Source organism: Mesorhizobium sp. P2_A8 (assembly GCF_056404935.1).
Genome location: NZ_JBFUDB010000002.1, coordinates 595,225 through 617,221 on the forward strand (window position 1 = coordinate 595,225; position 21,997 = coordinate 617,221).

Genomic DNA, 21,997 nt, shown 5'->3' on the forward strand with positions numbered 1-21,997 from the left:
TCTGGCCGGGCTCACGAAACCGCGGTCTTTGGGAACTTTTGTCCGGCTGGCGATTTTGGATGTATGGTGTGATTCCGAATTGCCGGGAGGGTTGCCGATGACCACGAAATGCGTTGCGATCTTGGCTCTTGCTTTCGCGACAGGCTCAAGCTTTTGCGCCTCGGCATTCGCGGGCGACCGGCATCACCGGCCCCAATCCGAACGCCATGTTCCCGCCGGGGACGATCTCATCAATTTCCTGTTCGGCGGCCCGCGTTACTATGATCAGCAGTTGGTCACCACGGCGGCCGGCGCGTGCTCCTACGATCGCGTTGGACCCGACGCGTATGCATTGAACAAGATCAACGATCATCATTGCGGGAAGTAGAAACTCTACTCTGGCGGCCATGTGATGGCGTTTTCTGCGCTTCCGGTGCTCACGGACCCAAATGTCCGCTGCGCGCCGGTTCTCGAAACCACCACCATATGACTCACCAGAGCGAGTTTCGAACAGGCTCAGTGCCGGCCGCTCTCCTTCATCCGCTCGATGATATCGGCCATCAGCGCCAGATCGCGGCGTGAATCGGCGAGGTCGGTCAGTGGCCTGGTGCCTTCGCGGATGTGGCGGTGGAAAGCCTCCAACTCGTTGGAGAAGGCGTCGCCATAGAGCGGGGCGATGGCCCTGGTCACCGGGCCGAGCGGGCCGGCGTCGGTCACCTCCAGCCGGGTCGGCAGGCTGCGGATATAGGGCGTGTCGTAGATGATGCGCACCCGCCTGGTGTTGGAGCGCACCTCGATCATGGCGTCGAACAGGCCGAGATCGTCGACCACCGCGTCATACAGACAGGCGAAATGCCCGTAGTCGAAGGTGACGCTGGTGTTGGCGCCGCCATTGGTGCGGTGCGCGGCAAGCACGCGGGCCGGCTCGCCAAGCAGCCCGCGCATCGCCGAAATGTGGTGCGAGGACAGCGCGGTCAGCCCGCGATAGGCGCGCACCAGATCGGCGGGCGCGTCGGCGCCGACGACTTCGCGGATCAGCGCATCGCGTTCCTTGGCGCCACGCGAAAGCAGGGCAGGATCGATGTCCTGGGGGTAAAGGACGTTGTGGCTTTTCCTAAGGAAATGCCGGCCTTCCGAGATCAGATCGAAGATGCGGACATGGGTGATGTCGGCGAAGGCGGGCAGTTCATCTTTTGCCGCCAGATAGGCCGGCGCGTAGCGGCGCATGTAGCCGACAAAAAGCGTCTTGTCGTAGCCCGGCATCAACGCCAGCAAGTCGTCGATCTCGCGCACCGTCAGGCAGGCGGGCTTTTCCAGCAGGATATGCTTGTTGGCCTTGATCGCGGCACGCACGAAGCGGCTGTGGGTGTCGTCGGACGACAGCACGAAGACCGCGTCGATGTCGGGCGAAGCGATCAGTGCCTCGGCCGTCTCGAAGGCTTTTGCCGACGGGTACTGCGATGTGCACAGCGCCACCAGGCTCGGCGACACGTCGTGCACGCCAGCGATCACCCAGCGGTCGCGCTGATCGCTCAGCACCGGCAAATGGATCGACTGCGCGACTTCTCCAAGACCGACAAGCCCGACACGGATCACCGCCACGGCACACTCCTGTTTCAACTTCAGCCAACTTGTTTGTCTTCACACCGCGCCGGTGACCAGCGCGACGAGTTCGTTGCCTGATGTTTCCGAGGCGCGCACGGTCGCTACCATCTTTCCCGCCCGCATCACCCAGATCTGGTCGGACAGGCGGCGGACCTGATCAAAATTGTGGCTGACCAGGATGACGCTGACCGACTGATCGCGCAGGCGCCGGATCAGCGCTTCGACATTGGCCGTTTCCTGCACGCCGAGTGCGGCCGTCGGCTCGTCCATCACCACCAGCTTGGCGCCGGAGCCGACGGCGCGGCAGATCGAAATCGCCTGCCGCTGGCCGCCCGACAGGCGCCGCACCCGCTGGTTGATCGATGGCACGTTGATCGACAGCCGCGACAGCATGGAGCGGGCCTCGCGTTTCATCGCCTTGCGGTCGAGGAAGGCGAAGGGGCCGATGCGGCGCACGATCTCGCGGTTGAGGAACAGGTTCTGCGCGACCGTCAGTTCGTCGATCAGCGCCAGGTTCTGGTGCACCGTCTCGATGCCGGCCTTGCGCGCCTCGTCGGGATTGGCGAAGGGTCGCGCGCGACCGTCGAAGAACAGGCTGCCGGCATCCGGCTGATGGACGCCGACCAGGCTGCGGATCAGCGTCGACTTGCCGGCGCCATTGTCTCCGATGACGGCGGTGACCTCGCCGCGGCGGGCCTGGAAGGCGACATCGGTGAAGGCGCGGATGCCGCCGAAATGCTTGCTCAGCCCTTCGCAGGCGATGATCGCATCGGCGGCGAGGATGTGATTGGCAGCGCTCATTTCTGGTACCGCATGATCAGCGCCGCCAGCACCACGATGGCGCCCACGGCAAGCGGTTGGTAGAAGGCCGACACGTTGAGCAGAGTCAGGCCGTTGACGAGCGCGGTGAGCATCAGCGCGCCGATGGCCGGGCCGAGAATGCTGGCGCGGCCGCCGAACAGGCTGACGCCGCCCAGCACCACCGCCGCCACAGAGTTCAGGAGCAGGCTGGTGTTGATCAGCGGCTCGGCCGAACCGATGCGCGCGACCAGAAGCAGCGATGCGATGCCGGCGCAAAAACCGGAAATCGTATAGGCGGCGATCTTGACCCGGTCGGTGCGGATGCCGAGCGCGCCGGCGCTTTCGGTCTGGCCGCCGGTCGCCAGCAGATGGACGCCGAAGCGGGTGTGGTAGAGCGCGATATGGGCCACGATGACGGCCGCGATCGCCACCCAGACCGGATAGCCGAACGGTCCGAAGGAACCCGACGCCAGGCGCAGCAGGAAGGTCGAGCCGACCATGGTCGGCTCGCCGCCCGACAATATGAGGCCAAGGCCGGTGATGCCCGACAGCGTGCCGAGCGTCACCACGAAATCGGGGATTTTTCCGGCGGTGATTATCAGGCCGTTGAGGAAGCCGACGGCGCTGGTGGCGGCGACGGCGAGCACGCAGGCGATGAAGATGCCGTAACCGGCGCCGTTGACGAGGCCGAGAATGATGGCGCCGAGCATGACGGCGGCCGCCAGCGACAGGTCGATGCCTGACGTCGCGACGACGAAGGTCTGGCCGATCGACAGCACGACCAGGATCGCCGCCGCCAGCAGCAGTGCCTGCAGATTGGCGACGCTGAGAAAGACCGGCTGGGCAATGCCGAAGACGATGACGAGGCCGACCAGGCCGACGACGGATGCCCAGTCGGCCCAGAAGGAGGGATCAAGGAGGAGAGCCGACAGGGAGGGGCGGCTCTCCTCCGCCGCGCCCGCCGAATGGGCGGCGGGTGCGTTGTCCGAAGGCAAGCTCACTTCAGCATCTCGCGGAAGGGATCGGGATAGTCGCCGCCGGGGCGCGGGAAGTTCTTCAAGGACGCTTCCGCATTGTCCTTGTTGATCAGCAGCACCGGTGCCGGCACGTTGGCGGGCAGTTCCTTGCCCTTGGCGGCCACCGCGCAGGCTTCGACGCCCATGGCGCCGACGACATAGGGGTACTGGGCGACGGTGGCGGAGAGTTCGCCGGCGGCGATCGATTTCAGCGCGTCGACGATGCCGTCGAGGCCGATCACCTTGACGTCCTTGCCGGAGGTCTGGACGGCGCGCTCGACGCCGAGCGCCATGATGTCGTTGGCGGCGAAGAAGCCGGCGAGATCGGGATGCGCGGCGAGGATATCGGTGGCGGCGGTCAGCGCCTTCTCGCGGTCCCAGTCGGCGCTGACCATCACCACCACCTCGAGCTTGCCTTCGACGGCCTGCTTGAAGCCCTTGATGCGGGCGTTGCTGCCGACATCGCCGACGATGCCGGCAATGAGAGCGACCTTGGAACCTTTCGGCACCAGCTTCAGCATCTCCTCGCCGGCCAGCGCGCCAGCGGCGACGTTGTCGGTGCCGATATAGGTCGAAACGGCAAAACCGGCGGCTTTGGCCTGCTCGGCGTCGATGGTGCTGTCGATGTTGACGATCGGCTTTTTCTTCTGGGCGACAGGCACCAGCGCCTGGACGAGGTTGGAGACGCTGATCGGATTGACCAGGTAGCAATCGAATTCCTGCATGGCCATGGCGGTCAGGCGGTCGGCCTGGCCGGTGGCGTCACCCATGTTGGCGGCGGCCTGGACACTGACATTGACGCCGCTGGCCTTGCCCTGCTCTTCGATGCCCTTCTGCATGGTCTGGAAGAATGGGTTGTCGAGGCCTTTGACGATGGCGGCGACTTTCGCCGCGTCCTCGGCGTGGACGGGCGTTGAGATGATGATTGCAAGCATGCCTGCGCCAAGCAGGCCTGTGCTGAGTTTCGGGCAATTGAACATGCGCATGGTTTCCTCCTCCTGATTATTTCGACGACCTGCATAAGGTTCGCTGTTCGGCGACTGAAATGGCTGACACGACGCAAGCGACCCCAACGCCTGGCGTAACGAGTTGCCGACAAGCCGATGCCGGCCTTCGGATGCGAAGGTTGCGGCCCAGGTTCGGGCGCTCTTTCGTGTCAGGCATTGCTCCTCCCAGAGCGCTGGCCGATGACTTGCCAGCATTTCCGCATGTTTTATAAAAAATTGACACGCGTCAAGTTTTAAAATGGTGCGCAGTGATTTTACCTGTGCTGCGCCGCGGCATTGGCTGGTTTGCATGACAGAAGCCAAGCTGTGCGCTATTGGCTAGCACCGGCGTTGGCCGCTACTTTTGTGCAGGGTGGGGAATGGGTCGTTTTGAAATCCTGAAGACGATCGGCCGCTTTCAGATGATTTGCAGGCGTGAGCACAGCGGCGGACGCCGCTTCAAAAATCATACCGTAAGGGAAACCACGCCCTGTCGTAGAAAGCGCCGGTGAGGCATGGGGTGTATGGGGGAGGCCGTGGAGCTGTGGGTGGTGACACGATGTCTGATCAGGACGACCTGATCCGCACGGCCATCGGGCGGTTGCTCGCCGAGAAGACCGGCGCCGCCGTCATATCGATGAGAGAGAGCATTGCCGAGCTTTTGGCGCTGACCGGTGCCGCACTGGACGAAAGCCTGCAGGACCTGCTGCTCGAAATGGCCGAAGTCCGCGGCATGATGGTCACTCTCGATCTTTAGGACCTCGACCGGCCGGTCGGTCGTGCCATGAGAGACCCCGCGCGACGTATTGAACAAGCTCCATACCCCTCCGGGTCAAGTCCGACGCGTTGTGCCCCATTTGTCGATGATTCATCCAAATTGCGATATGTGCGGCTTCACCCGGAACCGGTATGAGATCCCACAGGCGACAAATCGAGGGAGCGACATCATCAGCGGTACTCTGTTTAGGTTTCCGAGCGCGCGGCCGGTGAGAATTGATCGGCTCGCCAAGGCGGGCGATGCGCCGTGGCGACATGCGGGTTAGAGGAGGCTTGAAGTCCCAGGTGATGATCAATCCGTCCAAAATGCTTCGCTCCCTCGTCGGCGCATGGGTGGCGCTGGCTGTGGTGTCGATATCACCTCGCCATTCATTGGCAGCGCCCAAAACCGCCGTTGCGACGAACGACTTTCTCAATAGCATCGGCGTCGTTACCACATTCCCCGATCGAGGCCAGCCTTTGGCCAGGACTGTCGAAATGGTCCGCTATTGCGGCTTTCGATGGGTAAGGGCGGGAATAGAAGGTCTGAGCGACAAGGGTCCCACAACCATCCAAACCTTTCTGGATCTACATCGCGAAACCGGCGTGCGCCTGAGTTGGGGATTGGTCAGTGGTGGGACGGATGTGAAGAAGTTGGTCGAAACAGGTAAGGTGCTCGCTGATGCCGGCGCGCTACTCGCGTTCGAGGGCAACAACGAGCCGAACACCTGGGGTGTCACCTATCAGGGCGAGAAAGGCGGCGGTGCGGAGACTTCGTGGATGGCGGTCGCAAAGCTTCAGCGCGATCTCTATCAGGCTGTCAAAAGTGATCCGGTCCTTGCGAAGTATCCTGTCTGGTCGATCTCCGAACCCGGCGCGCAGCGAGACAATGTCGGCCTTCAGTTCCTTACGATCCCGCCCCGCGCACAAACCAAGATGCCGGACGGCACGACGTATGCCGACTACGCCAATGTGCACAACTACATCTACCACCCACATTCGCCGTATCCGGCGGACAACAAGACGTGGCACGCTGCCGATCCGACCGCCGCAGCCAGAGTGGACGGGCTATTCGGCAACTTCGGCGTCACGTGGGCGAGAGGGTTTCGGGGTTATACCCAGGAGCAACTCAATACCCTGCCGCGTGTCTCGACCGAGACCGGGACCAAGATCGGAGGTCCGGTCACGGAGCAAATGCACGGCTTGAATTTGATGAGCCTGTACCTCGCGCAGTTCAAGCGCGGCTACGCCTATACATCGGTCTATCTGTTGCGGGACCGCAGCGACGAAGACGGCAACCAATCTTTTGGCTTCTACAAGGCTGATTATTCACGCCGCTTGGCCGCGATCTACCTTCACAACCTTACGACGATTTTGGCGGACAAAGGTATCCTCGCCAGACCCGGCCAACTCGACTTCACGATCGCAGATCAACCCGAGACCGTTCACGATCTACTCCTGCAGGACAGCGACGGCACGTTCCAACTTATTGTGTGGGGCGAACGGTTGAGCGGTCAAGATCGTGTGACGGTCCAATTTGGCGAGACGCGCGCGTCGGTACGAACCTACGATCCAACACTTGGCGTTGAGCCTGTCGGAACACTGAGCAACGTGCGTTCGGTCGAAATTACGCTCAGTGACCATCCGATTGTCATCGCGCTTTCGCCCAGCCTGCAATGATGGAGTCGTCGCTTTGCATTCCCGCCATGCCTCGACCTGCACTCGCACACTGGTCTGGCTATTGAGCTCAGCGGTAACGGTCGGGTTCCAAATGCATCCGAAACCATGGGGAGTCGGCGGATCTTGCTCTGATTTTGATCATTTTACGGCGCCTATGGGGTAAAGACATCCGCAGGCGATTTCTCCTCTCTGACGCCCGAGCCGCGCGGCAGGGCTGACTCTTTTCCCGAACGTCAAACGTCATAGCTTCAGTCAAGCATTGGAGCAGGCTCAATGAACCTCAGGGATAAAACTGTCGTGGTCACCGGTGGAAGCCGCGGACTTGGCCTCGGATTGGTCGAGGCGCTGGTCGAACAGGGCGCCAGGGTGACGGTCGTCGCCCGCGGTGCCGAAGCGCTGGAAGCGGTCAGTGCGCGGCTCGGGGTCGCCACCATCGCCGCCGACGTTACGGACGAAGACTCTGCTTACCGTATCCTTGGCGAGGTTCGTCCGGATATCCTGGCGCTGAATGCCGGTGCGACGCCTCGTATGGGCCGGTTGGATCAGTTGAAGTGGGAGGACTTCTCCGTGGCCTGGGAAACCGACGTCAAGGCGGGACTCTACTGGCTGCAGGCAGCGCTCAACCTGCCGCTGAAGCCGGGGAGCCGCGTGCTGGTGGGATCGAGTGGCGCGGCCGTTACCGGATCGCAGATGTCGGGCGGTTATGGTGGCTCCAAACGCATGCTGTGGTTCATGGCCAAATACGCCAATGGCGTCTCGCAGGAGAAGAACCTCGGAATCCGCTTCCAGGCGATCGTGCCGCGCCAGATGATCCTCGGCACCGGGATCGGCGATGCTGCGGCCAACGCCTACGCGGGCTCCATGGGCATCACGCCGGAACAATTCGTCGCCCGCTTCGGTGCGCCGATGCCGCCCCGTGCGTTTGGCGATAGGGTGGTTTCCGTGCTGGAAGATCCGCAATATGCCGAGGGCGTCGTCTTCGGCCTCAACGGCGACGCGGGAGTCACGGTCATGGAGGGCGCGACGCCTTGAGCGATAGAGGACCTGCCGTGGATCACGACCGCCAGGAGGGGCTGCTTGCCCTTGCTGTCGCGTTGCGGCCCGAGCTGCACCGCTATTGCTCGCGCCTGATGGGATCGGTCATCGACGGCGAGGACGTCGTGCAGGACACCTTTGCCCGAGTGCCCGAGCCTTCATTGCCCTCGACGAGCTGTGCGAGGTGCCGCAACTGCGACCCTGGTTGTTCCGGATCGCTCACAACCGTGCGCTGGACCTGCTGCGCAGTCGCGCGATCCGCGTTGCCGAGCCCATCGAGGCGGCCCTCGAAATTGTCGACGACGCCGAAGCCGACCCCGTGGAGGTGCTGATGCGCAGGCAAGCCGTCCAAACCGCGGTGTCGCGCTTTGCGGAACTGCCGATCCTCCAGCGCAGCGTCATCATCCTGAAAGACGTGCTCGACGAGCCGCTGGCCGAGATCGCTGGCCTGCTGGATATCACGGTCGATGCCGTGAAAGGGCATCTGGCTCGTGGTCGGGCCCGGCTTCGGGAGATCAATGCCGATGCCACTCCGCTGCCCGATGCGCGCATCCCATCCGATGCCGTGGTCCGCTATGTCACCCTGTTCAACCAGCGCGACTGGGACGGCTTGCGCGCGCTGCTTGCCGACGACGTGAAGCTCAATCAGTCCCTGCACCCGCCGCGCTCGGGTGCCGCGGATGTCGGCATGTTCTTCACAATCTATGCCAAGGACGATGGCGTATGGGTGACGCCGGCCTGGCTCGAGGGCCGCGAGGTGATCGCGGTGTTCGAACGGCGGAGCGACCCGAAGCCCGGCTATTTCACGTGGCTGGAGTGGCGGGAAGGGCGGATCAGCTTCATTCGCGACTATCGCTATGTCCGCTATGTCGCCGACGATGCGGAACTGGTGCTGGTGGGAGACGCTGGTCCTTCCGGTCGTGGCACCGCGCACTGATAGGAGATGGCTTGGCGCGCATCGTTGTGTCCGCCCCGACGCCATAGCGGCCGAGGTCGGCTACATCGACGGGGCAACATCGCGCACGCTCCTGCGCCAGCGCCTGGGACGTGGCGTGCGCGGCCTTCGCGCGGATTTGCGAGGGGCGGCAAGGTCGGGGCGTTTGCAAGGATGGGCCGCTGCCCCTAACGCGGCTTAATCAGTGACCGCGCCGCATCTTTCCCCGCCGCGAGGATGCGATCCGACAACTCCGTTCCTTCCACCGCGCGGGCCAGTTGCAGCGCGCCGATGAGCGTTGCAAAGACACCCAGCGCCGCGCCTTCCGGATCCCTGGCCTGCGGAAGTGCTTCAGCCAGCTGGCGCACCAACGTCAGCAAGTGGTCGGTATAGACTTCGCGGGTTTCAGATGGCTGACGCGCGAGCTCCGGCAGCAGCGCGGCAGACGCGCAGCCTTTTTCCGGATTGTCCCGGTGCTCGGCTGACAGATATGCCTCTATGCCCATCTCCGGGCCACCGGCGGCCAATGCTTCGGCCAGTTGCTGCGACTGAAGCTCCATGGCCGCTGCCACGCTTTCACGGACAAGCTCCGCCTTGGATTGAAAGTGGGGATAGAAGGCGCCGTTGGTAAGCCCGGCGTCGCTCATGATGGTTGCCAGTCCGGACGCGGCTATGCCGTCGCTGCGAAAACGGTCGGCGGCGACCTCCATGATCCGGCCGCGTGACGCGTCCTTTCGGCCCTTTTCGTAGCGCATGGCTGCACTTCCTTTCCGCTATTGCATTATGGTCATAATTTGATATTATGAGTGTAATTTAATCGGGGCGAAAAAGCTAGCCCTCATGCGTTTGGAGCACGAAATGAATATGAATTCCGGAAAAACCGCTGTCGTGACCGGAGCCTCGTCGGGCATCGGTCACGCCAGCGCCGAGGCCCTGGCGCGAGCGGGGTTTACTGTCTTTGGGACGAGCCGCCGCCAAGCCAGCGACGGGCCGGACGGGGTGACCATGCTGGCTTGCGACGTGACCGACGGTGAAGCCGTCGCTGCACTCGTTTCGACGGTGCTGTCGCGGACCGGCCGGATCGACCTGCTGGTCAACAATGCCGGCGTCGGCCTGCTCGGAGGCGCCGAGGAATCCTCGATCGCACAGGTGCAGGCCCTGTTCGACGTCAACCTGTTCGGTGTCATCCGCATGACCAACGCGGTGTTGCCGTCGATGCGGCGGCGCGGCGAAGGGCGCATCATCAACATCGGCTCGATTCTGGGATTGGTACCCGCCCCATACTCAGCGCATTACTCGGCGGTCAAGCACGCGCTCGAGGGCTATTCGGAATCGCTCGACCACGAGGTTCGTGCATTTAATATCCGTGTCTCGGTCATCGAGCCGGCATACGTGCGTACCGTCTTCGACCAGAACGGCATCGAACCGGATTCGCTGTTGAAGGAATACGATCAGGCTCGGGCCGGGGTCGACGCTCTCCTTCGCGATGTGATGCCCAAGGCCGATCGGCCGGAAGTGGTGGCGGATGTGGTCGTCAAGGCCGCGACCGATGCCCGTCCGCGACGGCGCTACACCGCGGGCAAGGCTGCGCGGCAGGTCAGCCTGCTGCGCCGCTTTGCCCCCGCGGGGATGTTCGACAAGACCTTGCGCAATCAGTTCCGCCTGCCGGTCTGAACGTCAGCGAGGAGAAGGATTTCACGCACATGCGACCAGCAACCACAACGCAATTGGCCAGGCCCCACAAGACGGAGGTGCCAAGCATGACACATACACTCAATAAGCCGCCCCGTTCCCCGGCATTGTTCCAAGACGCGCCAACTCGCTCTGTCGATGTCGGCGGAACCGCATTTGTCTACCGGGAACTCGGGCCCAGGACGGGCGTGCCGGTGATCCTGCTCAACCATCTGGCCGCCCAGCTGGACAACTTTGATCCACGCATTGTCGATGGCCTCGCTGCGGCCCGGAGGGTGATTGCCTTCGACAATCGCGGCATTGGTGCTTCGGGTGGCAAAACTCCGTCGACCATTTCCAAGATGGCACGGGATGCGGTCGCTTTTATCCGGGCGTTGGGGTTCGAAGAAGTCGATCTCTTCGGCTTTTCGCTCGGCGGCTTCGTGGCGCAGGAGATTGTGCTGACCGAGCCCAGGCTCGTGCGCAAACTCATCCTGGCCGGCACGGGGCCGGCCGGTGGCCAAGGCATCGACAAGGTGACGTCGCTGACGATCGTGGACATGATCAAGGGCGCGCTGACTTTTCGGGATCCGAAATACTATCTCTTCTTCACAACGACGCTGAATGGGCGGCGCGCCGCGAACGCATTTCTGGAGCGGTTGAAGGAGCGCCGGACCAACCGGGACAAGCCGATATCGCTGAGCGCGTTCGGTGCGCAACTCAAGGCGATCAGGGCCTATGGACTGCAGGCGCCGCAAGATCTGAGCGCTATCCACATTCCTACCCTGGTTGCGAATGGCGACCAGGACAGGATGGTGCCGAGCAGCAATACCCACGATCTCGCCCGGCGAATCCCGGGGGCACAACTGGTGATCTACCCGGATGCCGGGCATGGCGGGGTCTTCCAGAACTACGCCGATTTCGTCCCGAAAGCCCAGTCTTTCCTCGCGGCCTAGCGCCCAAGAAACAATTTTAGAAAGTAACTGCCATGAAAGCATTCGTCGTCGACAAATATAACAAGAAAGGCATCCTGCGGTTGGCCGAGATGCCGGTGCCGCAGCTCGGGGAAAACGATATCCTGGTCGAGATCCATGCCGCGGGGGTGAACCTGCTGGATTCGAAGATCAGGACCGGAGAGTTCAAGCTCATCCTGCCCTATCGCCGGCCCTTCATCCTGGGCCACGACGTGGCCGGGACGATTGTCCGGGTGGGACCGAAAGTCCGCAAGTTCAAACCCGGCGACGATGTCTATGCGCGGCCGCGTGATGGCCGGATCGGGACATTCGCCGAATTCATAGCAATCGATGAAGCCGACGTGGCCCTGAAGCCAAAGAACCTCAGCATGGAAGAAGCGGCTTCTATTCCTCTGGTTGGCCTGACTGCCTGGCAGGCTCTCATCGAGAGGGCAAACATGAAGAAAGGCCAAAAGGTCTTCATCCAGGCTGGCTCCGGCGGCGTCGGGACATTCGCCATCCAACTGGCAAAACACCTCGGCGCGACCGTTGCGACAACAGCGAGCGCGGCGAGTGCCGACCTGGTCAAGGGTCTCGGCGCCGATGTCGTCGTCGACTACAGGAAAGATGACTTCGAGAAAGTCCTGTCGGGCTACGACGTCGTGGTGAATAGCCAGGACGCCAAGACGCTTGAAAAGTCCCTGACTGTGCTGAAACCGGGTGGCAAGCTCATCTCCATCTCCGGTCCGCCGGATCCGGAATTTGCCAGGAAGCAGGGACTGAACCTGGTGCTAAGGCTGGTGCTGCGCCTGCTGAGTCGCGGCATCCGGAGCAAAGCCAAGCGCCGGGGCGTGGGGTTTTCGTTCCTGTTCATGCGGGCGCAAGGTGATCAGCTGAGCAAAATCACCTCCCTCGTCGAATCCGGAGCGATCCGCCCGGTTGTCGATCGGGTCTTTCCCTTCGAAGCGACCAATGAGGCTCTGGCTTACGTCGAAACAGGGCGCGCCAAGGGCAAGGTCGTCGTCACCATGAAACGATAGCACCCGTGTTCACCTTTGCTCACGGGCGATGCAACGGAGCGACGCCATGCTGGCTGCGCGGCTGGAGGCAGGGGTTTTGGACGCCAGCGCACGACTGCTCCGGCGATGGCATGACCATGTCACAGGGCGGCGAGACACGGAAACCGTGCGCCATAGTTCCTCATTGACGTTCTGAAAGTGCGGAGGCGGGCCGGCGGGGGCGGTCATCGATCCAGGCCAGGGTCTCCGTTAGGATCTCCCTCGACAAGTCGGGATCGACAATGGCCCGGGCCAGGATAGTTGCCCCGACCATCGCGGACCAACTTCCGATCGCCCGGCGTCGTCGATCGGCTTCGGCGGCCTCTGTAGACTTCTCACTCATCCAGTCTAGCTGTACCCGCACGCCATCTGTCACCGCCGCACGGGCCTCTGGTGTCTGGCGCAGCGTGTCGGCGACAAGCCCGGCGATAGGACAACCACCAGCCCTGTTGTCGCGGTGGCGCGGCGACAGATACTCGTCGATGTATGCTCCAAGGGGAAGTGTCGCGCCACTGCGTTCGCCAAGCGCGTGAGTGAGCGCCTGCACGATGAGGTCATCCTTCGAGCTGAAATGACCGTAGAAGCCGCCATGCGTTAGTCCCAAGGCCTGCATGACCTCCGAGACGCCGACTGCCTCAAACCCTTTTTCTCGAAACAATCGGCTTGCGACCTCCAGGATTCTTTGGCGGTTTTCGGCCATCTGTTCGCGGCTAACCTTCATTTCAGATTTCTCCACCTTTGCCATTGACTTTTTCATGATAGTCATCATGTTAAGGCAACAATCATGATAGCCATCATCAATATAGCACCTCGTCGAAAGAGAGCAAGAGAATGACTGAAACTCAAACCGTCCTCATCACCGGTGCTTCCGCAGGTATCGGCGCTGCGTATGCAGAACGTTTTGCCCGACGTGGGCATGATCTGGTTCTGGTCGCCCGCAACAAGGCAAGACTGGAGGCTCTCTCGGAACAGCTCCGCAATGAATATGGCGTTGCCGTCGATGTTCTGCAGGCCGACGTAACGAACTCCGACGATCTTGCAACTGTGGAAAAGCGTCTGCGCGACGATGATCGGATCGGGATCCTGGTCAACAATGCCGGTGCGAGCCTAGGAGGGACATTTGTAGATCAAACTGCCAGTGATCTGTCCCAGCTTATCGCGCTCAATGCGACGGCGGTTGCGCGCCTCGCCAGTGCCGTCGCGCCACGGTTCATCAAGGCAGGCTCCGGCGCGATCGTCAACGTCTCCTCGGTCGTCGGGCTTGCACCGGAATTCGGAATGTCCGTCTACGGCGCGACCAAGGCATTCGTGACGTTCCTCTCCCAGGGACTGAGCCTCGAACTCGGTTCCAAGGGCATTTATGTACAAGCAGTCTTGCCTGCGGCGACACGAACGGAAATCTGGGAGCTTGCTGGGATCGACGTCAACACGCTCCCGGCCGTGATGGAAGTAGACGAACTCGTAGACGCAGCAATGGTCGGCTTCGACCGGCGCGAGGGTGTGACAATCCCAACGCTGCACGATGCCACCAAGTGGGATGCGTATCACGCCGCGCGCCAAACGATGGTTCCCGAATTTGCGCAAGTCCTTGCCGCAGAACGCTACCGCACTGCCCTTTAGAAAGCGCCGTGGCGAGACGGCAACGTTCCGCCAAGAGGACAGGCACCCGGTGTCGCTAGAGCCTGCCTGTCTGCCAGCGCGAAACCTGACATCTCAGAGACTGCAACTCCAGACGGAAGACGTAAAATGACGGATAACGCCCTTTTTCAACCCTATAAGCTCGGCACTCTGACCTTGGCGAACCGTATCGTCATGGCGCCTTTGACTCGTAACAGAGCCGGCGCCGGATTCGTCCCCGGTGACCTTGCCGCCAAATACTATTCCCAGCGCGCCGCCGCAGGCTTGATCATAACTGAAGGTGCACAGATTTCCCAGCAGGGGCAGGGTTATCAGGATACGCCGGGTATTTACACGCAAGCCCAGATCCACGGTTGGCGAAAAGTGACCGACGCTGTGCATTCCAAAGGCGGGCATATCTTTTTGCAGCTCTGGCATGTCGGACGTGTGTCGCATGTGGATCTGCAGCCGAATGGACAAGCGCCTGTCGCGCCCTCAGCGATCAAGCCGGCGACCAAAGTCTTCGTCAACAATGCGTTCGTCGATGTGTCCGAACCTCGCGCGCTTGAACATGATGAAATTCATGGCATCATCGCTGATTTTCGCCGGGCAGCCGCCAACGCAATTGCTGCAGGCTTCGATGGTGTCGAAGTCCATGGTGCCAACGGTTATCTGCTGGAACAGTTTGCCAAGGACGGTTCGAACGAACGCTCCGACGCCTATGGCGGCTCGATCGAAAATCGTGCTCGGATGATACTCGAGGTTGCGACCGCTGTGGCTGCGGAGGTTGGAGCCGAGCGTACGGGTGTCCGCATCTCACCGGTTAACGGGGTCTTTTCAACTGATCCGCAGTCACAATTCAACTACATTGCCGAAAAGTTGGGCGAGTTGGGAATTGCCTATCTCCATGTTGTTGAAAGTGCGACAGCCGGATTGCAGGGCGTCGCTCCCTTCAGCTACGCAGACCTTAGAGCAAAATTCGGAAATACCTACATCGCGAACAATGGCTTTGACGTCGAACGCGCATCGTCGCGACTATCGCAGGGGTCGGCGGATCTCTTTTCGTTTGGCCGACCCTATATCGCCAATCCTGATCTCGTTGAGCGGCTGAAGACTGCCTTTCCGCTTGCTGAGGTGAACCAGCAGACCATCTACGGCGGCGGCGCCGAGGGATATACGGACTATCCGTTCGTCGCTGCCTCCAGCCGCGCTTGAACGACAGGCGCCGTGCTATTGCGCGGCGCCTTCCCCTCCTGTGGCCGGCAGGTCGTCACGAAGCGGACGCGGCGACCTTGGGGCGTCCGAACTCGACGTCCCAGCTGCGCTTCTGGGGTACAACCGCGCCGCTAAGCCCGAGTTGGGGGAAAAGCAGTTCGGCGCGCGCCACCCGGCTCCTGCGCCAACTTATCCGAGTTTCGCCAGCTTTGCCGCCTGACGAATGGCCTTGACGGCATCCGGGTTGGTCACGGGGTAGCCGGAGATGAAGCGTTCGACCGAAAACTCCGGGAACTCGGTATGCAACCGGGCCGCCAACCCGGCCGCCTCCAAGCCCTCCCCAACCGCCGCGTGGGCCAGCGCCAGGAACATCAGTATATTTGGGGAATCCGGCGTGCCCCTATGTAGTGATGCGATGGCCGCACGATGCCTGCCGGCGGCGAACAGGATTCGGCCCTGCATGCCGAAATACCAGGGCGGGGTCAGCGGGTTGAGGCGCATGGCGCGCTCAATGAGCGATATCGCCTCGGCCGGATCGCCGGCGACCAGCGCCCTGCTGCCAGCCAGCAGCGCAAGCGTGTCGGCATGATTGGAGCCGTATTCGAAAGCGCGCCGGTAGGCGTGCTCCGCTGCCTCGAAATCGCCCAGGCACCCCATGAGATCGCCGAGGCAAGTCTGGGCGCTGCTATCCATTGGGTCAAGCCGAAGTGCATTTTCGACCGCCGTCCGCCACCTCTCGAGCGCTCCCTTCAGATCGCCACTGAAGCCGTGACAGGACTGAATCGAATAGGCGTAGGCGAGCTCAATCCAACCCCTTACCAAGGTGGGATCGAGCTCGAGCGCGCGCGAAAACAGCCTGATTGCCTCGGCATTGCCAGCGCGGCTGAACGTGTTGTGCTGTTCGACGCCCAGCAGATAGAGGTCATAGGCGCGCAGACTGGCGGGCGGCTTGCGGCGAATGGCGTTGCGACCGACCGTGGCGATAGCCCCAGCACAGCCGGCCAGCACATTGATGACGCTGTCGGTCAGGCTGTCCTGCAAGTTGAACACGTCCTCGATCGGGCGATCGAAGCGATCGCTCCACAAGCTTACGCCGTTCAGCGCATCGGCCAGTTCGATCGTTAGGCGGATGCGACGGTCATCGGCGCGCAACTGGCCCGACACCATATAGGTGGCGCCCAACGCCTTGCCGTCGGCGGCGAAGTCTGCGGGCTTGCTGCCCAGCGCTTGCATGGTATGGAAAGCGATGACCGGCAGATCCGCGTAGCGCGCCAGGTCGATGGTGATATCCGACGACAGACCGGCGGCAAAGCGGTGCCAGCGTTCTTCGGAATTCAGGCATTCGATCGGGAACACCGCGAGCACCGGCAGTTCGTCGGACAAGGACGGAAATGCGTCAGGCTGCGCGGCTTGGGGACCGTTGAAGTGCGATGCGAGCGCTATCTTGTTACGGACGCCAAGCTTGTCATAGATCGCGGCGAGATGGGTGCGGACGGTTGAAGGGGCGATGAACAACACCTCGCCGATCTCGCGATAGGTCAGACCTGAGGCAAATTTTTCCGCCACCGCGCGCTCGCGGTCCGATAGCGCGTCAGCCGGTGAAGACGTCGCGATGCGGTTCATGAAAGGTTTCCTGCCATCGGATCCGCACGGTTTCAACTGCATCTGCTGCAAAATACTACAGATGCAGGACCCCAAACACAGCATCCGGCCGATGGCGTGATCGCCGACTGAGGCGGAAGCTTCTCGCATGCCCCTAACAGGGCACATGCCGAGGAGCAAAGGGATGAGAACTATGCTGACCACCGTATCCGAGCTTTGCGATGCCGTGCAGCTCGACCTTCGCGTACCGCCGGTCGTGGCGACCGGGACGTCGGGCCGATACGGCTTGAGGAGCCTGATCGCTGCATGGGACAAGCGCGCCTATTTTCGCTGGCAGCTTGCAAGAATGGCCAGGGAGACGCCCGAATTGATCGACGACATCGGGCTGACCATGGTTGAGGTGAATGCGGAAATTGCCAAGCCCTTCTGGCGCCGCTGAAGGCCGAATGAGGACCGTCTGGTTCTGGCATTGAAGGCAAGGGAGCAGCGCTGCCGCTACCGACCACTCGTGGACATTCCGTTTCTGCCCAAGCCAGTCGTCAAATTGTTGCAACTTTGTTGTCGGCTGTAGGTTATCCGATTACTAATAGTGTTCGACACGGAGTCCCGACAAATTGAGCGTAGCCTTTGCCAAGGAGGAAAGCGCCGAGGCAGCATCGGAAACGATCCTGCCGGCTCGCCCTATCTCCGATCGGATCAACCTCGTCACAGACGCGGGCCTCAAGATGCTGCAGGATGAATTGGCTCGCGCTCAGCAGGCTCTCGAGGCCGCTAACGTGCTGGAAGATGTCAACGAGAGGCGACGGCAGTCGGCGGTCCCGGTTCGAGATATGCGCTATTATTCGGAACGCGTCCGTACGGCTCGGCTTATGTCGGTCCCCACTTCTAATGAAGTGATCGCCTTCGGACACACCGTTACCTTCGAGCGTGATGATGGCCGCACTCAGACCTTCCGCATCGTCGGCGAGGATGAGGCCAACCCGTCTCAAGCTTCCATATCGCATGGTTCGCCGGTTGCCATCGCGCTGATTGGCAAAACCGTTGGCGACGTTGTCCAGCTAGGGCAGCGCGAAATCGAGATCCTGTCCATTTCCTAGTTGGACATCGGGGTTACGACGCGCGACCGAATTGAGGTACGTTCTGGACCTCGTCACGGTCATCCACCACTGTCACGTTTGATATTCCGTGAGTGAAGCGCAGCGAGTTACACCCGTCGCCGTCACATGGAGGTTGACAGCTACCGCGAGCCCCTCATTCCGCGGCAAGTCGGGCGAGTAACGGGCCGACAGCGGAAGATCCCCTTTCGGGGTGATTGGGCTGAAAAGCCGACCTTCGCGTCGAGCATACCGCGAGCGGTTTTGCGCCAATATCGGCGATCATGCGTTCAGTCCGGCAATCCAGCTTTTCGTAGACCCTCGACCAGGCAATCAAGCGCTCCGATGTCCGCGATCGGCCAATAGTCGCGGACGAATGCCAGATCTATATCGGGGCGCAGAGCCCTTAGCCCGTCGACGCTACGCCGCGCCTCGTCCAGGCGCCCGAGGTGTGCTTGAGCGGCAGACAAGATGGCCCACCGCGACCATTGGACATTGGGCTCGCGGAGTGACCGTTGGGCCCATTCAACCGCGTCATCCAGCCTTCCCAGAAAGAGGCAGGCTTCCGCCTTTCGCAGCAAGAACTGGCCATAGTATGCGTCTTGCGGGCTGAGTCGCATCGCGATGTCTATATGCGGCAACGCTTGCTCCGGGTGTCCGCTGGTGGAGAGCGCCATGCCGAGCGCGTAGTGGGCCTGTGCAAAGCTTGGATCCAGTTCGGTCGCCTTGCGAAGCTCAAAAATGGCCGCCTCGTGGCGACGCACCATCGTCAGCGCTCGTCCGAGAGCGTAGCGGTTGAACGCGTCTTGGCCGTCGAGTTCGACTGCCCTCCCTGCCAACCGAAGTGCATTGGCTTTCGCATCCACCGTGTCGACGTAGCCGCCTATGATCTGAAAGAAACAGGCTTCCTCGGCACCGGCATAGGCACGAGCCAGGCCGGAATCGACTTCTATCGCCTGGCGGAAAAAATGCTGCGCCTGTGCAAGGTCCGCTTCGGTACGTCTGTAGATGTGCCAGAAGCCGCGCTGGCAAAGATCCCATGCTCGCAGGTCGTCCGGGCGTTTGGCCCTTGCCCGCTCCCGGTCGGCCCGGCCAAGTTCCGGCTCAATCGCGCCGGCCAATGTCGTTGTGATCTCGTCCTGGACGGTGAAGATGTCTTCCAGGTCCCGGTCGTAGCGTTGCGCCCAGACATGATTGCCCGAGGCGCCCTCGATCAATTGCGCGGTGACACGAACGCGGTTGCCTGCCTTGCGCACACTGCCTTCGAGCACATATGCCACCCCGAGTTCGCGGGCCACCGCGCGGATGTCCGGGGACTTCCCCTTGTAGGCGAAGCAGGAGTTGCGGGCGATCACGAAGAACCACCGAATACGCGACAGCGCGGTGATCAGGTCCTCAGTGACCCCATCGGCAAAGTACTCCTGCTCGGGATCGCCGCTCATGTTCGTGAATGGCAGAACGGCAATCGAAGGCTTTTCTGGAAGCCCTATCGGGGGGGTAGGTCGGACGGGCGCGGCCAGGGGCGTGACAGCGCCCGCCTTCGCCGAGGCGCCGACCTCGAGCGAATAGATCCGCATCGGCTCGGCGATGTTCTTGAGTTGGGTTTGGCCGAGATCGCTGACCAGGAGGTCGAGCCTCGACCTGACCTGCCGATAGGCATCCTCCGAAAGGCAGATGGCGCCGGGGGCAGCGACGCCTTCCAGGCGCGCCGCGATGTTGACGCCGTCACCCATGAGGTCGCCGTCGGTCTCCTCAACGACGTCTCCTATGTGGATTCCGATGCGAAACTCAATACGGCGCTCGAGCGTAACACCTGCATTGCGTTCGAGCATGGCGGTCTGCACCTCGATGGCGCAGCGCACCGCGTCGACCACACTGCGGAACTCGACGAGGGCTCCGTCCCCGGTACGCTTGACCACGCGACCATGATGAACGGCGATCGTGGGATCGATCAGGTCGCTTCGAAGTGCCCGCAACCGCGCCAAAATGCGATCCTCGTCCGCGCCGGCGAGCCGGCTGTAGCCAACGACGTCGGCGACCAGGATTGCAGCAAGCTTTCGGGACTCGCTCATTCCGTCCTTCCCTGTCCAGCCGAGCACCATAGCCCGATCAGAGACCCCCGTCTCGGCATAGAGCGGTCACGTCAACGTACGATAGCCCGGGTTAAACCCGGAAATCCGATAGGAAAACGAACGATAGGAAGTGCCTCTCTTTGGTGGGATGCGGACCGGAAGCTTGAGGAAAAAAGGCCTCCCAGGCGGACAGCTCGCGTGCCGCCGAGTCGGCCTATGACGGACATTCGGCAATTTGGCAGCGAGTGACCAGATTGTGCCAACCTTGCCGAGGACGAACGTCTGACATAAACCCATCCCGGACCTCAAACAAATTGGTGCGACTGTTTGGGACCGGGCGTAGTTGCGACATTTGCCCTATCCGGACGTGTGAGCAGTGCTGTGGGCAAACCGTGATGCGTGCATTTTTTCGTTCGGCTGCCGCGATGATCGTGATGTCCGGCGTGACAGGCTGCACCAGCATTTCCTACTACGCGCAATCCTTGGAGGGTCATGTGGAGATCATGACGGCGCGCCAGGATGTCGGAGAGCTGATCGACGATCCTTCGACCCCTGAGGCACTACGCGCTCGAATGGTATCGGCGAGCGCCATACGGCAGTTTGCGACAGATGAACTGGCGCTGCCGGATAACAATAGCTACCGCAGCTATGTTGACGTTGGTCGGGACTCGGTGACATGGGCCATCTTCGCTGCGCCGGAATTCTCGCTGACGCCACGAACATGGTGCTTTCCGGTGTTCGGATGCGTTCCGTACCGAGGATACTTCTCCAAAAGGTCTGCGATTGAAACCGCTGTCGAATTTCAAAGACAGGGCCTGGACGTCTATGTGACGGGCATCACTGCATATTCCACGCTTGGCTGGTCAAGTGACCCGCTGCTAAGCACGATGCTCAGCCAAGATAAAACGCATCTTGCAGGGCTGGTTTTCCACGAGCTGGCCCACCAGCGCGTCTATGTGAACGACGATTCCGCATTCAACGAGGCATTCGCTGTTGCCGTCGAAACAACCGGCGTGAGGAAATGGCTGCGCGCGGCTGGTGATACCGCCGGATTGCGCCGTTACGAGGCCGATCGAAAGCGCAAGACCGAATTTCTTGCGCTGCTGTCGCACACCCGGGGCGCGCTGGCGCATATCTATGTCGACGCGGGTACCACGGACCAGAAGCGGGCTGCAAAGGCAGCCGCGATCGAACGGCTGCGGATGCGCTACCGCGAGATGCGCGACAGGCGCTGGGGTGGATACCGGGGATATGATGTCTGGTTCAATGCTCCGATTAACAACGCGAAACTCGCCGCGACTTCCGTTTACAGTGATCAGGTGGCGACGTTTCTCCGCTTGTTCGACTTGTGTTCGGGCGACTATCCACGGTTCTACGCGTCGGTTCGACGGATCGGAGCATTAGACAGGGCTCACCGCGCCGCAGCGCTCAAGGCGGCAGCTACATGTGATGGAGCCGGTCCAAGCTGAAGTCCCTAAGCGGCGCTGTGCAGGAATGGCTTTGCGAGTCGGTCGCTCCCACGGCATTTCGGCGTCTCCAAAGCGGACACTCAGCCAAGCATCCTCGGGATAGCGGTCGCGCACGCTCGCGTCGGAGGCGGGACTAGATTAGGCTGCAGCAAAGCCGCTTGATCGACCGGGGAGGGCGCAGGCAGGTATGGAGCGAAGGCTTACGGCGATACTTGCTGCCGATGTGGTTGGCTACAGCCGCCTCATGGGCGAGGATGAGGTAGGCACGCTCGAACGCTTGAAGGGTTGCCGTCGCGAACTGATCGACCCGGCGATCAAGGAGTACCACGGCCGCATTATCAAGCTCATGGGCGACGGCGCGCTCGTCGAGTTCGCCAGCGTCGTCGATGCCGTCCAGTGCGCTGCCGTGATCCAGCGCCGAATGGCGGAGCGCAACGAGGGCACAACTGATGCC

The 21,997-nt window shown here is 61.7% G+C and carries 20 protein-coding genes and 2 pseudogenes; 14 read left to right on the plus strand and 8 right to left on the minus strand.

What is annotated here, in order from left to right; translation table 11 throughout:
• Positions 1–28 precede the first annotated feature (28 nt).
• Positions 29–367 carry a hypothetical protein gene (locus tag AC1D10_RS09480; RefSeq protein WP_477270892.1) on the plus strand — a complete coding sequence of 113 codons (339 nt, stop codon included), beginning with the start codon at positions 29–31 and terminating at the stop codon, positions 365–367.
• 128 nt (positions 368–495) lie between these two features.
• Here AC1D10_RS09480 and AC1D10_RS09485 read toward each other — a convergent pair whose 3' ends face one another.
• From AC1D10_RS09485 to AC1D10_RS09500, 4 genes are read right to left on the minus strand one after another with little or no spacing between them, the layout of a single operon-like run.
• Entirely contained in the window at positions 496–1,581 is a 1,086-nt protein-coding gene (locus tag AC1D10_RS09485) for a Gfo/Idh/MocA family protein (RefSeq protein ID WP_477270894.1), read from the minus strand.
• Positions 1,582–1,620: 39 nt separating this feature from the next.
• The gene (locus AC1D10_RS09490; protein WP_477270896.1) at positions 1,621–2,385 is read right to left on the minus strand and encodes an ATP-binding cassette domain-containing protein; all 765 of its coding nucleotides are present in this window, start codon (positions 2,383–2,385) and stop codon (positions 1,621–1,623) included.
• Positions 2,382–3,386: an ABC transporter permease gene (locus tag AC1D10_RS09495; RefSeq protein WP_477270898.1), complete on the minus strand. Its 1,005-nt coding sequence runs from the start codon at positions 3,384–3,386 to the stop codon at positions 2,382–2,384. Before AC1D10_RS09495 ends, AC1D10_RS09490 begins: the two co-directional genes overlap by 4 nt.
• Positions 3,383–4,387: a sugar ABC transporter substrate-binding protein gene (locus tag AC1D10_RS09500; RefSeq protein WP_477270900.1), complete on the minus strand. Its 1,005-nt coding sequence runs from the start codon at positions 4,385–4,387 to the stop codon at positions 3,383–3,385. The genes AC1D10_RS09495 and AC1D10_RS09500 overlap by 4 nt, the downstream gene beginning before the upstream one ends.
• Before the next feature lie 559 nt (positions 4,388–4,946).
• On the opposite strand from AC1D10_RS09500, the gene AC1D10_RS09505 reads away from it, so the two are divergent.
• From AC1D10_RS09505 to AC1D10_RS09520, 4 genes and pseudogenes are all read left to right on the plus strand, one after another.
• A complete protein-coding gene (locus AC1D10_RS09505; RefSeq protein WP_477270902.1) occupies positions 4,947–5,144 on the plus strand; it encodes a hypothetical protein in 198 nt (65 codons plus the stop codon).
• A 308-nt stretch (positions 5,145–5,452) separates the two neighbouring features.
• Positions 5,453–6,823 (plus strand): glycosyl hydrolase, encoded by a 1,371-nt coding sequence (locus AC1D10_RS09510; protein WP_477270904.1) that lies wholly within the window; start codon positions 5,453–5,455, stop codon positions 6,821–6,823.
• Positions 6,824–7,096: 273 nt separating this feature from the next.
• Positions 7,097–7,855 carry an SDR family NAD(P)-dependent oxidoreductase gene (locus AC1D10_RS09515; protein ID WP_477270906.1) on the plus strand — a complete coding sequence of 253 codons (759 nt, stop codon included), beginning with the start codon at positions 7,097–7,099 and terminating at the stop codon, positions 7,853–7,855.
• Positions 7,852–8,795 (plus strand): annotated as a pseudogene (locus AC1D10_RS09520) (sigma-70 family RNA polymerase sigma factor). Before AC1D10_RS09515 ends, AC1D10_RS09520 begins: the two are co-directional and overlap by 4 nt.
• Positions 8,796–8,980: 185 nt before the next feature.
• Here AC1D10_RS09520 and AC1D10_RS09525 read toward each other — a convergent pair.
• Positions 8,981–9,547 (minus strand): TetR/AcrR family transcriptional regulator, encoded by a 567-nt coding sequence (locus AC1D10_RS09525; protein WP_477270908.1) that lies wholly within the window; start codon positions 9,545–9,547, stop codon positions 8,981–8,983.
• Positions 9,548–9,650: 103 nt separating this feature from the next.
• On the opposite strand from AC1D10_RS09525, the gene AC1D10_RS09530 reads away from it, so the two are divergent.
• The 3 genes from AC1D10_RS09530 (at position 9,651) to AC1D10_RS09540 (ending at position 12,456) form a co-directional block, all read left to right on the plus strand.
• Positions 9,651–10,466 (plus strand): oxidoreductase, encoded by an 816-nt coding sequence (locus AC1D10_RS09530; RefSeq protein ID WP_477270910.1) that lies wholly within the window; start codon positions 9,651–9,653, stop codon positions 10,464–10,466.
• A gap of 86 nt (positions 10,467–10,552) precedes the next feature.
• Positions 10,553–11,419, plus strand: a complete 867-nt coding sequence (locus AC1D10_RS09535) for an alpha/beta fold hydrolase (protein ID WP_477270912.1) — start codon at positions 10,553–10,555, stop codon at positions 11,417–11,419.
• Positions 11,420–11,451: 32 nt separating this feature from the next.
• Entirely contained in the window at positions 11,452–12,456 is a 1,005-nt protein-coding gene (locus AC1D10_RS09540) for an NADP-dependent oxidoreductase (protein WP_477270914.1), read from the plus strand.
• 160 nt (positions 12,457–12,616) lie between these two features.
• Here AC1D10_RS09540 and AC1D10_RS09545 read toward each other — a convergent pair whose 3' ends face one another.
• Positions 12,617–13,195 (minus strand): TetR/AcrR family transcriptional regulator, encoded by a 579-nt coding sequence (locus tag AC1D10_RS09545; RefSeq protein WP_477270977.1) that lies wholly within the window; start codon positions 13,193–13,195, stop codon positions 12,617–12,619.
• 110 nt (positions 13,196–13,305) lie between these two features.
• Here AC1D10_RS09545 and AC1D10_RS09550 point away from each other — a divergent pair, with 110 nt between their 5' ends.
• The gene (locus AC1D10_RS09550) at positions 13,306–14,094 is read left to right on the plus strand and encodes an SDR family NAD(P)-dependent oxidoreductase (RefSeq protein ID WP_477270916.1); all 789 of its coding nucleotides are present in this window, start codon (positions 13,306–13,308) and stop codon (positions 14,092–14,094) included.
• 126 nt (positions 14,095–14,220) lie between these two features.
• Complete coding sequence (locus tag AC1D10_RS09555) at positions 14,221–15,306, plus strand: alkene reductase (protein WP_477270918.1); 1,086 nt, start codon at positions 14,221–14,223, stop codon at positions 15,304–15,306.
• Positions 15,307–15,495: 189 nt separating this feature from the next.
• Here the strand turns inward: AC1D10_RS09555 and AC1D10_RS09560 are convergent, their stop codons facing one another.
• Positions 15,496–16,929: a LuxR C-terminal-related transcriptional regulator gene (locus tag AC1D10_RS09560; protein ID WP_477270920.1), complete on the minus strand. Its 1,434-nt coding sequence runs from the start codon at positions 16,927–16,929 to the stop codon at positions 15,496–15,498.
• A gap of 163 nt (positions 16,930–17,092) precedes the next feature.
• Here AC1D10_RS09560 and AC1D10_RS09565 point away from each other — a divergent pair, with 163 nt between their 5' ends.
• Both AC1D10_RS09565 and greA read left to right on the plus strand, forming a co-directional pair.
• Positions 17,093–17,347 (plus strand): DUF1127 domain-containing protein, encoded by a 255-nt coding sequence (locus tag AC1D10_RS09565; protein WP_477270922.1) that lies wholly within the window; start codon positions 17,093–17,095, stop codon positions 17,345–17,347.
• A gap of 175 nt (positions 17,348–17,522) precedes the next feature.
• The gene (gene greA / locus AC1D10_RS09570) at positions 17,523–18,005 is read left to right on the plus strand and encodes a transcription elongation factor GreA (protein ID WP_477270924.1); all 483 of its coding nucleotides are present in this window, start codon (positions 17,523–17,525) and stop codon (positions 18,003–18,005) included.
• Positions 18,006–18,292: 287 nt separating this feature from the next.
• Here the strand turns inward: greA and AC1D10_RS09575 are convergent, their stop codons facing one another.
• Positions 18,293–20,074, minus strand: coding sequence for an adenylate/guanylate cyclase domain-containing protein (locus AC1D10_RS09575; RefSeq protein WP_477270926.1), 1,782 nt, complete (start codon positions 20,072–20,074; stop codon positions 18,293–18,295).
• Between the two features lie 395 nt (positions 20,075–20,469).
• Here AC1D10_RS09575 and AC1D10_RS09580 point away from each other — a divergent pair, with 395 nt between their 5' ends.
• Together AC1D10_RS09580 and AC1D10_RS09585 are read left to right on the plus strand one after the other, a co-directional pair.
• On the plus strand, positions 20,470–21,543 hold the full coding sequence (locus tag AC1D10_RS09580; protein ID WP_477270928.1) for an aminopeptidase: 1,074 nt from the start codon (positions 20,470–20,472) through the stop codon (positions 21,541–21,543).
• A gap of 187 nt (positions 21,544–21,730) precedes the next feature.
• Positions 21,731–21,997: pseudogene (locus tag AC1D10_RS09585) on the plus strand (adenylate/guanylate cyclase domain-containing protein); the annotation flags it as partial.

Coding starts and splice junctions, on each gene's coding strand:
- AC1D10_RS09560 (WP_477270920.1), bottom strand. CDS start 16,929: ATGAACCGCATCGCGACGTCTTCACCGGCTGACGCGCTATCGGACCGC.
- AC1D10_RS09565 (WP_477270922.1), top strand. CDS start 17,093: ATGAGAACTATGCTGACCACCGTATCCGAGCTTTGCGATGCCGTGCAG.
- AC1D10_RS09525 (WP_477270908.1), bottom strand. CDS start 9,547: ATGCGCTACGAAAAGGGCCGAAAGGACGCGTCACGCGGCCGGATCATG.
- AC1D10_RS09515 (WP_477270906.1), top strand. CDS start 7,097: ATGAACCTCAGGGATAAAACTGTCGTGGTCACCGGTGGAAGCCGCGGA.
- AC1D10_RS09530 (WP_477270910.1), top strand. CDS start 9,651: ATGAATATGAATTCCGGAAAAACCGCTGTCGTGACCGGAGCCTCGTCG.
- AC1D10_RS09575 (WP_477270926.1), bottom strand. CDS start 20,074: ATGAGCGAGTCCCGAAAGCTTGCTGCAATCCTGGTCGCCGACGTCGTT.
- AC1D10_RS09510 (WP_477270904.1), top strand. CDS start 5,453: ATGATCAATCCGTCCAAAATGCTTCGCTCCCTCGTCGGCGCATGGGTG.
- AC1D10_RS09550 (WP_477270916.1), top strand. CDS start 13,306: ATGACTGAAACTCAAACCGTCCTCATCACCGGTGCTTCCGCAGGTATC.
- AC1D10_RS09500 (WP_477270900.1), bottom strand. CDS start 4,387: ATGCGCATGTTCAATTGCCCGAAACTCAGCACAGGCCTGCTTGGCGCA.
- AC1D10_RS09540 (WP_477270914.1), top strand. CDS start 11,452: ATGAAAGCATTCGTCGTCGACAAATATAACAAGAAAGGCATCCTGCGG.
- AC1D10_RS09505 (WP_477270902.1), top strand. CDS start 4,947: ATGTCTGATCAGGACGACCTGATCCGCACGGCCATCGGGCGGTTGCTC.
- AC1D10_RS09580 (WP_477270928.1), top strand. CDS start 20,470: ATGCGTGCATTTTTTCGTTCGGCTGCCGCGATGATCGTGATGTCCGGC.
- AC1D10_RS09545 (WP_477270977.1), bottom strand. CDS start 13,195: ATGAAGGTTAGCCGCGAACAGATGGCCGAAAACCGCCAAAGAATCCTG.
- AC1D10_RS09535 (WP_477270912.1), top strand. CDS start 10,553: ATGACACATACACTCAATAAGCCGCCCCGTTCCCCGGCATTGTTCCAA.
- AC1D10_RS09555 (WP_477270918.1), top strand. CDS start 14,221: ATGACGGATAACGCCCTTTTTCAACCCTATAAGCTCGGCACTCTGACC.
- AC1D10_RS09490 (WP_477270896.1), bottom strand. CDS start 2,385: ATGAGCGCTGCCAATCACATCCTCGCCGCCGATGCGATCATCGCCTGC.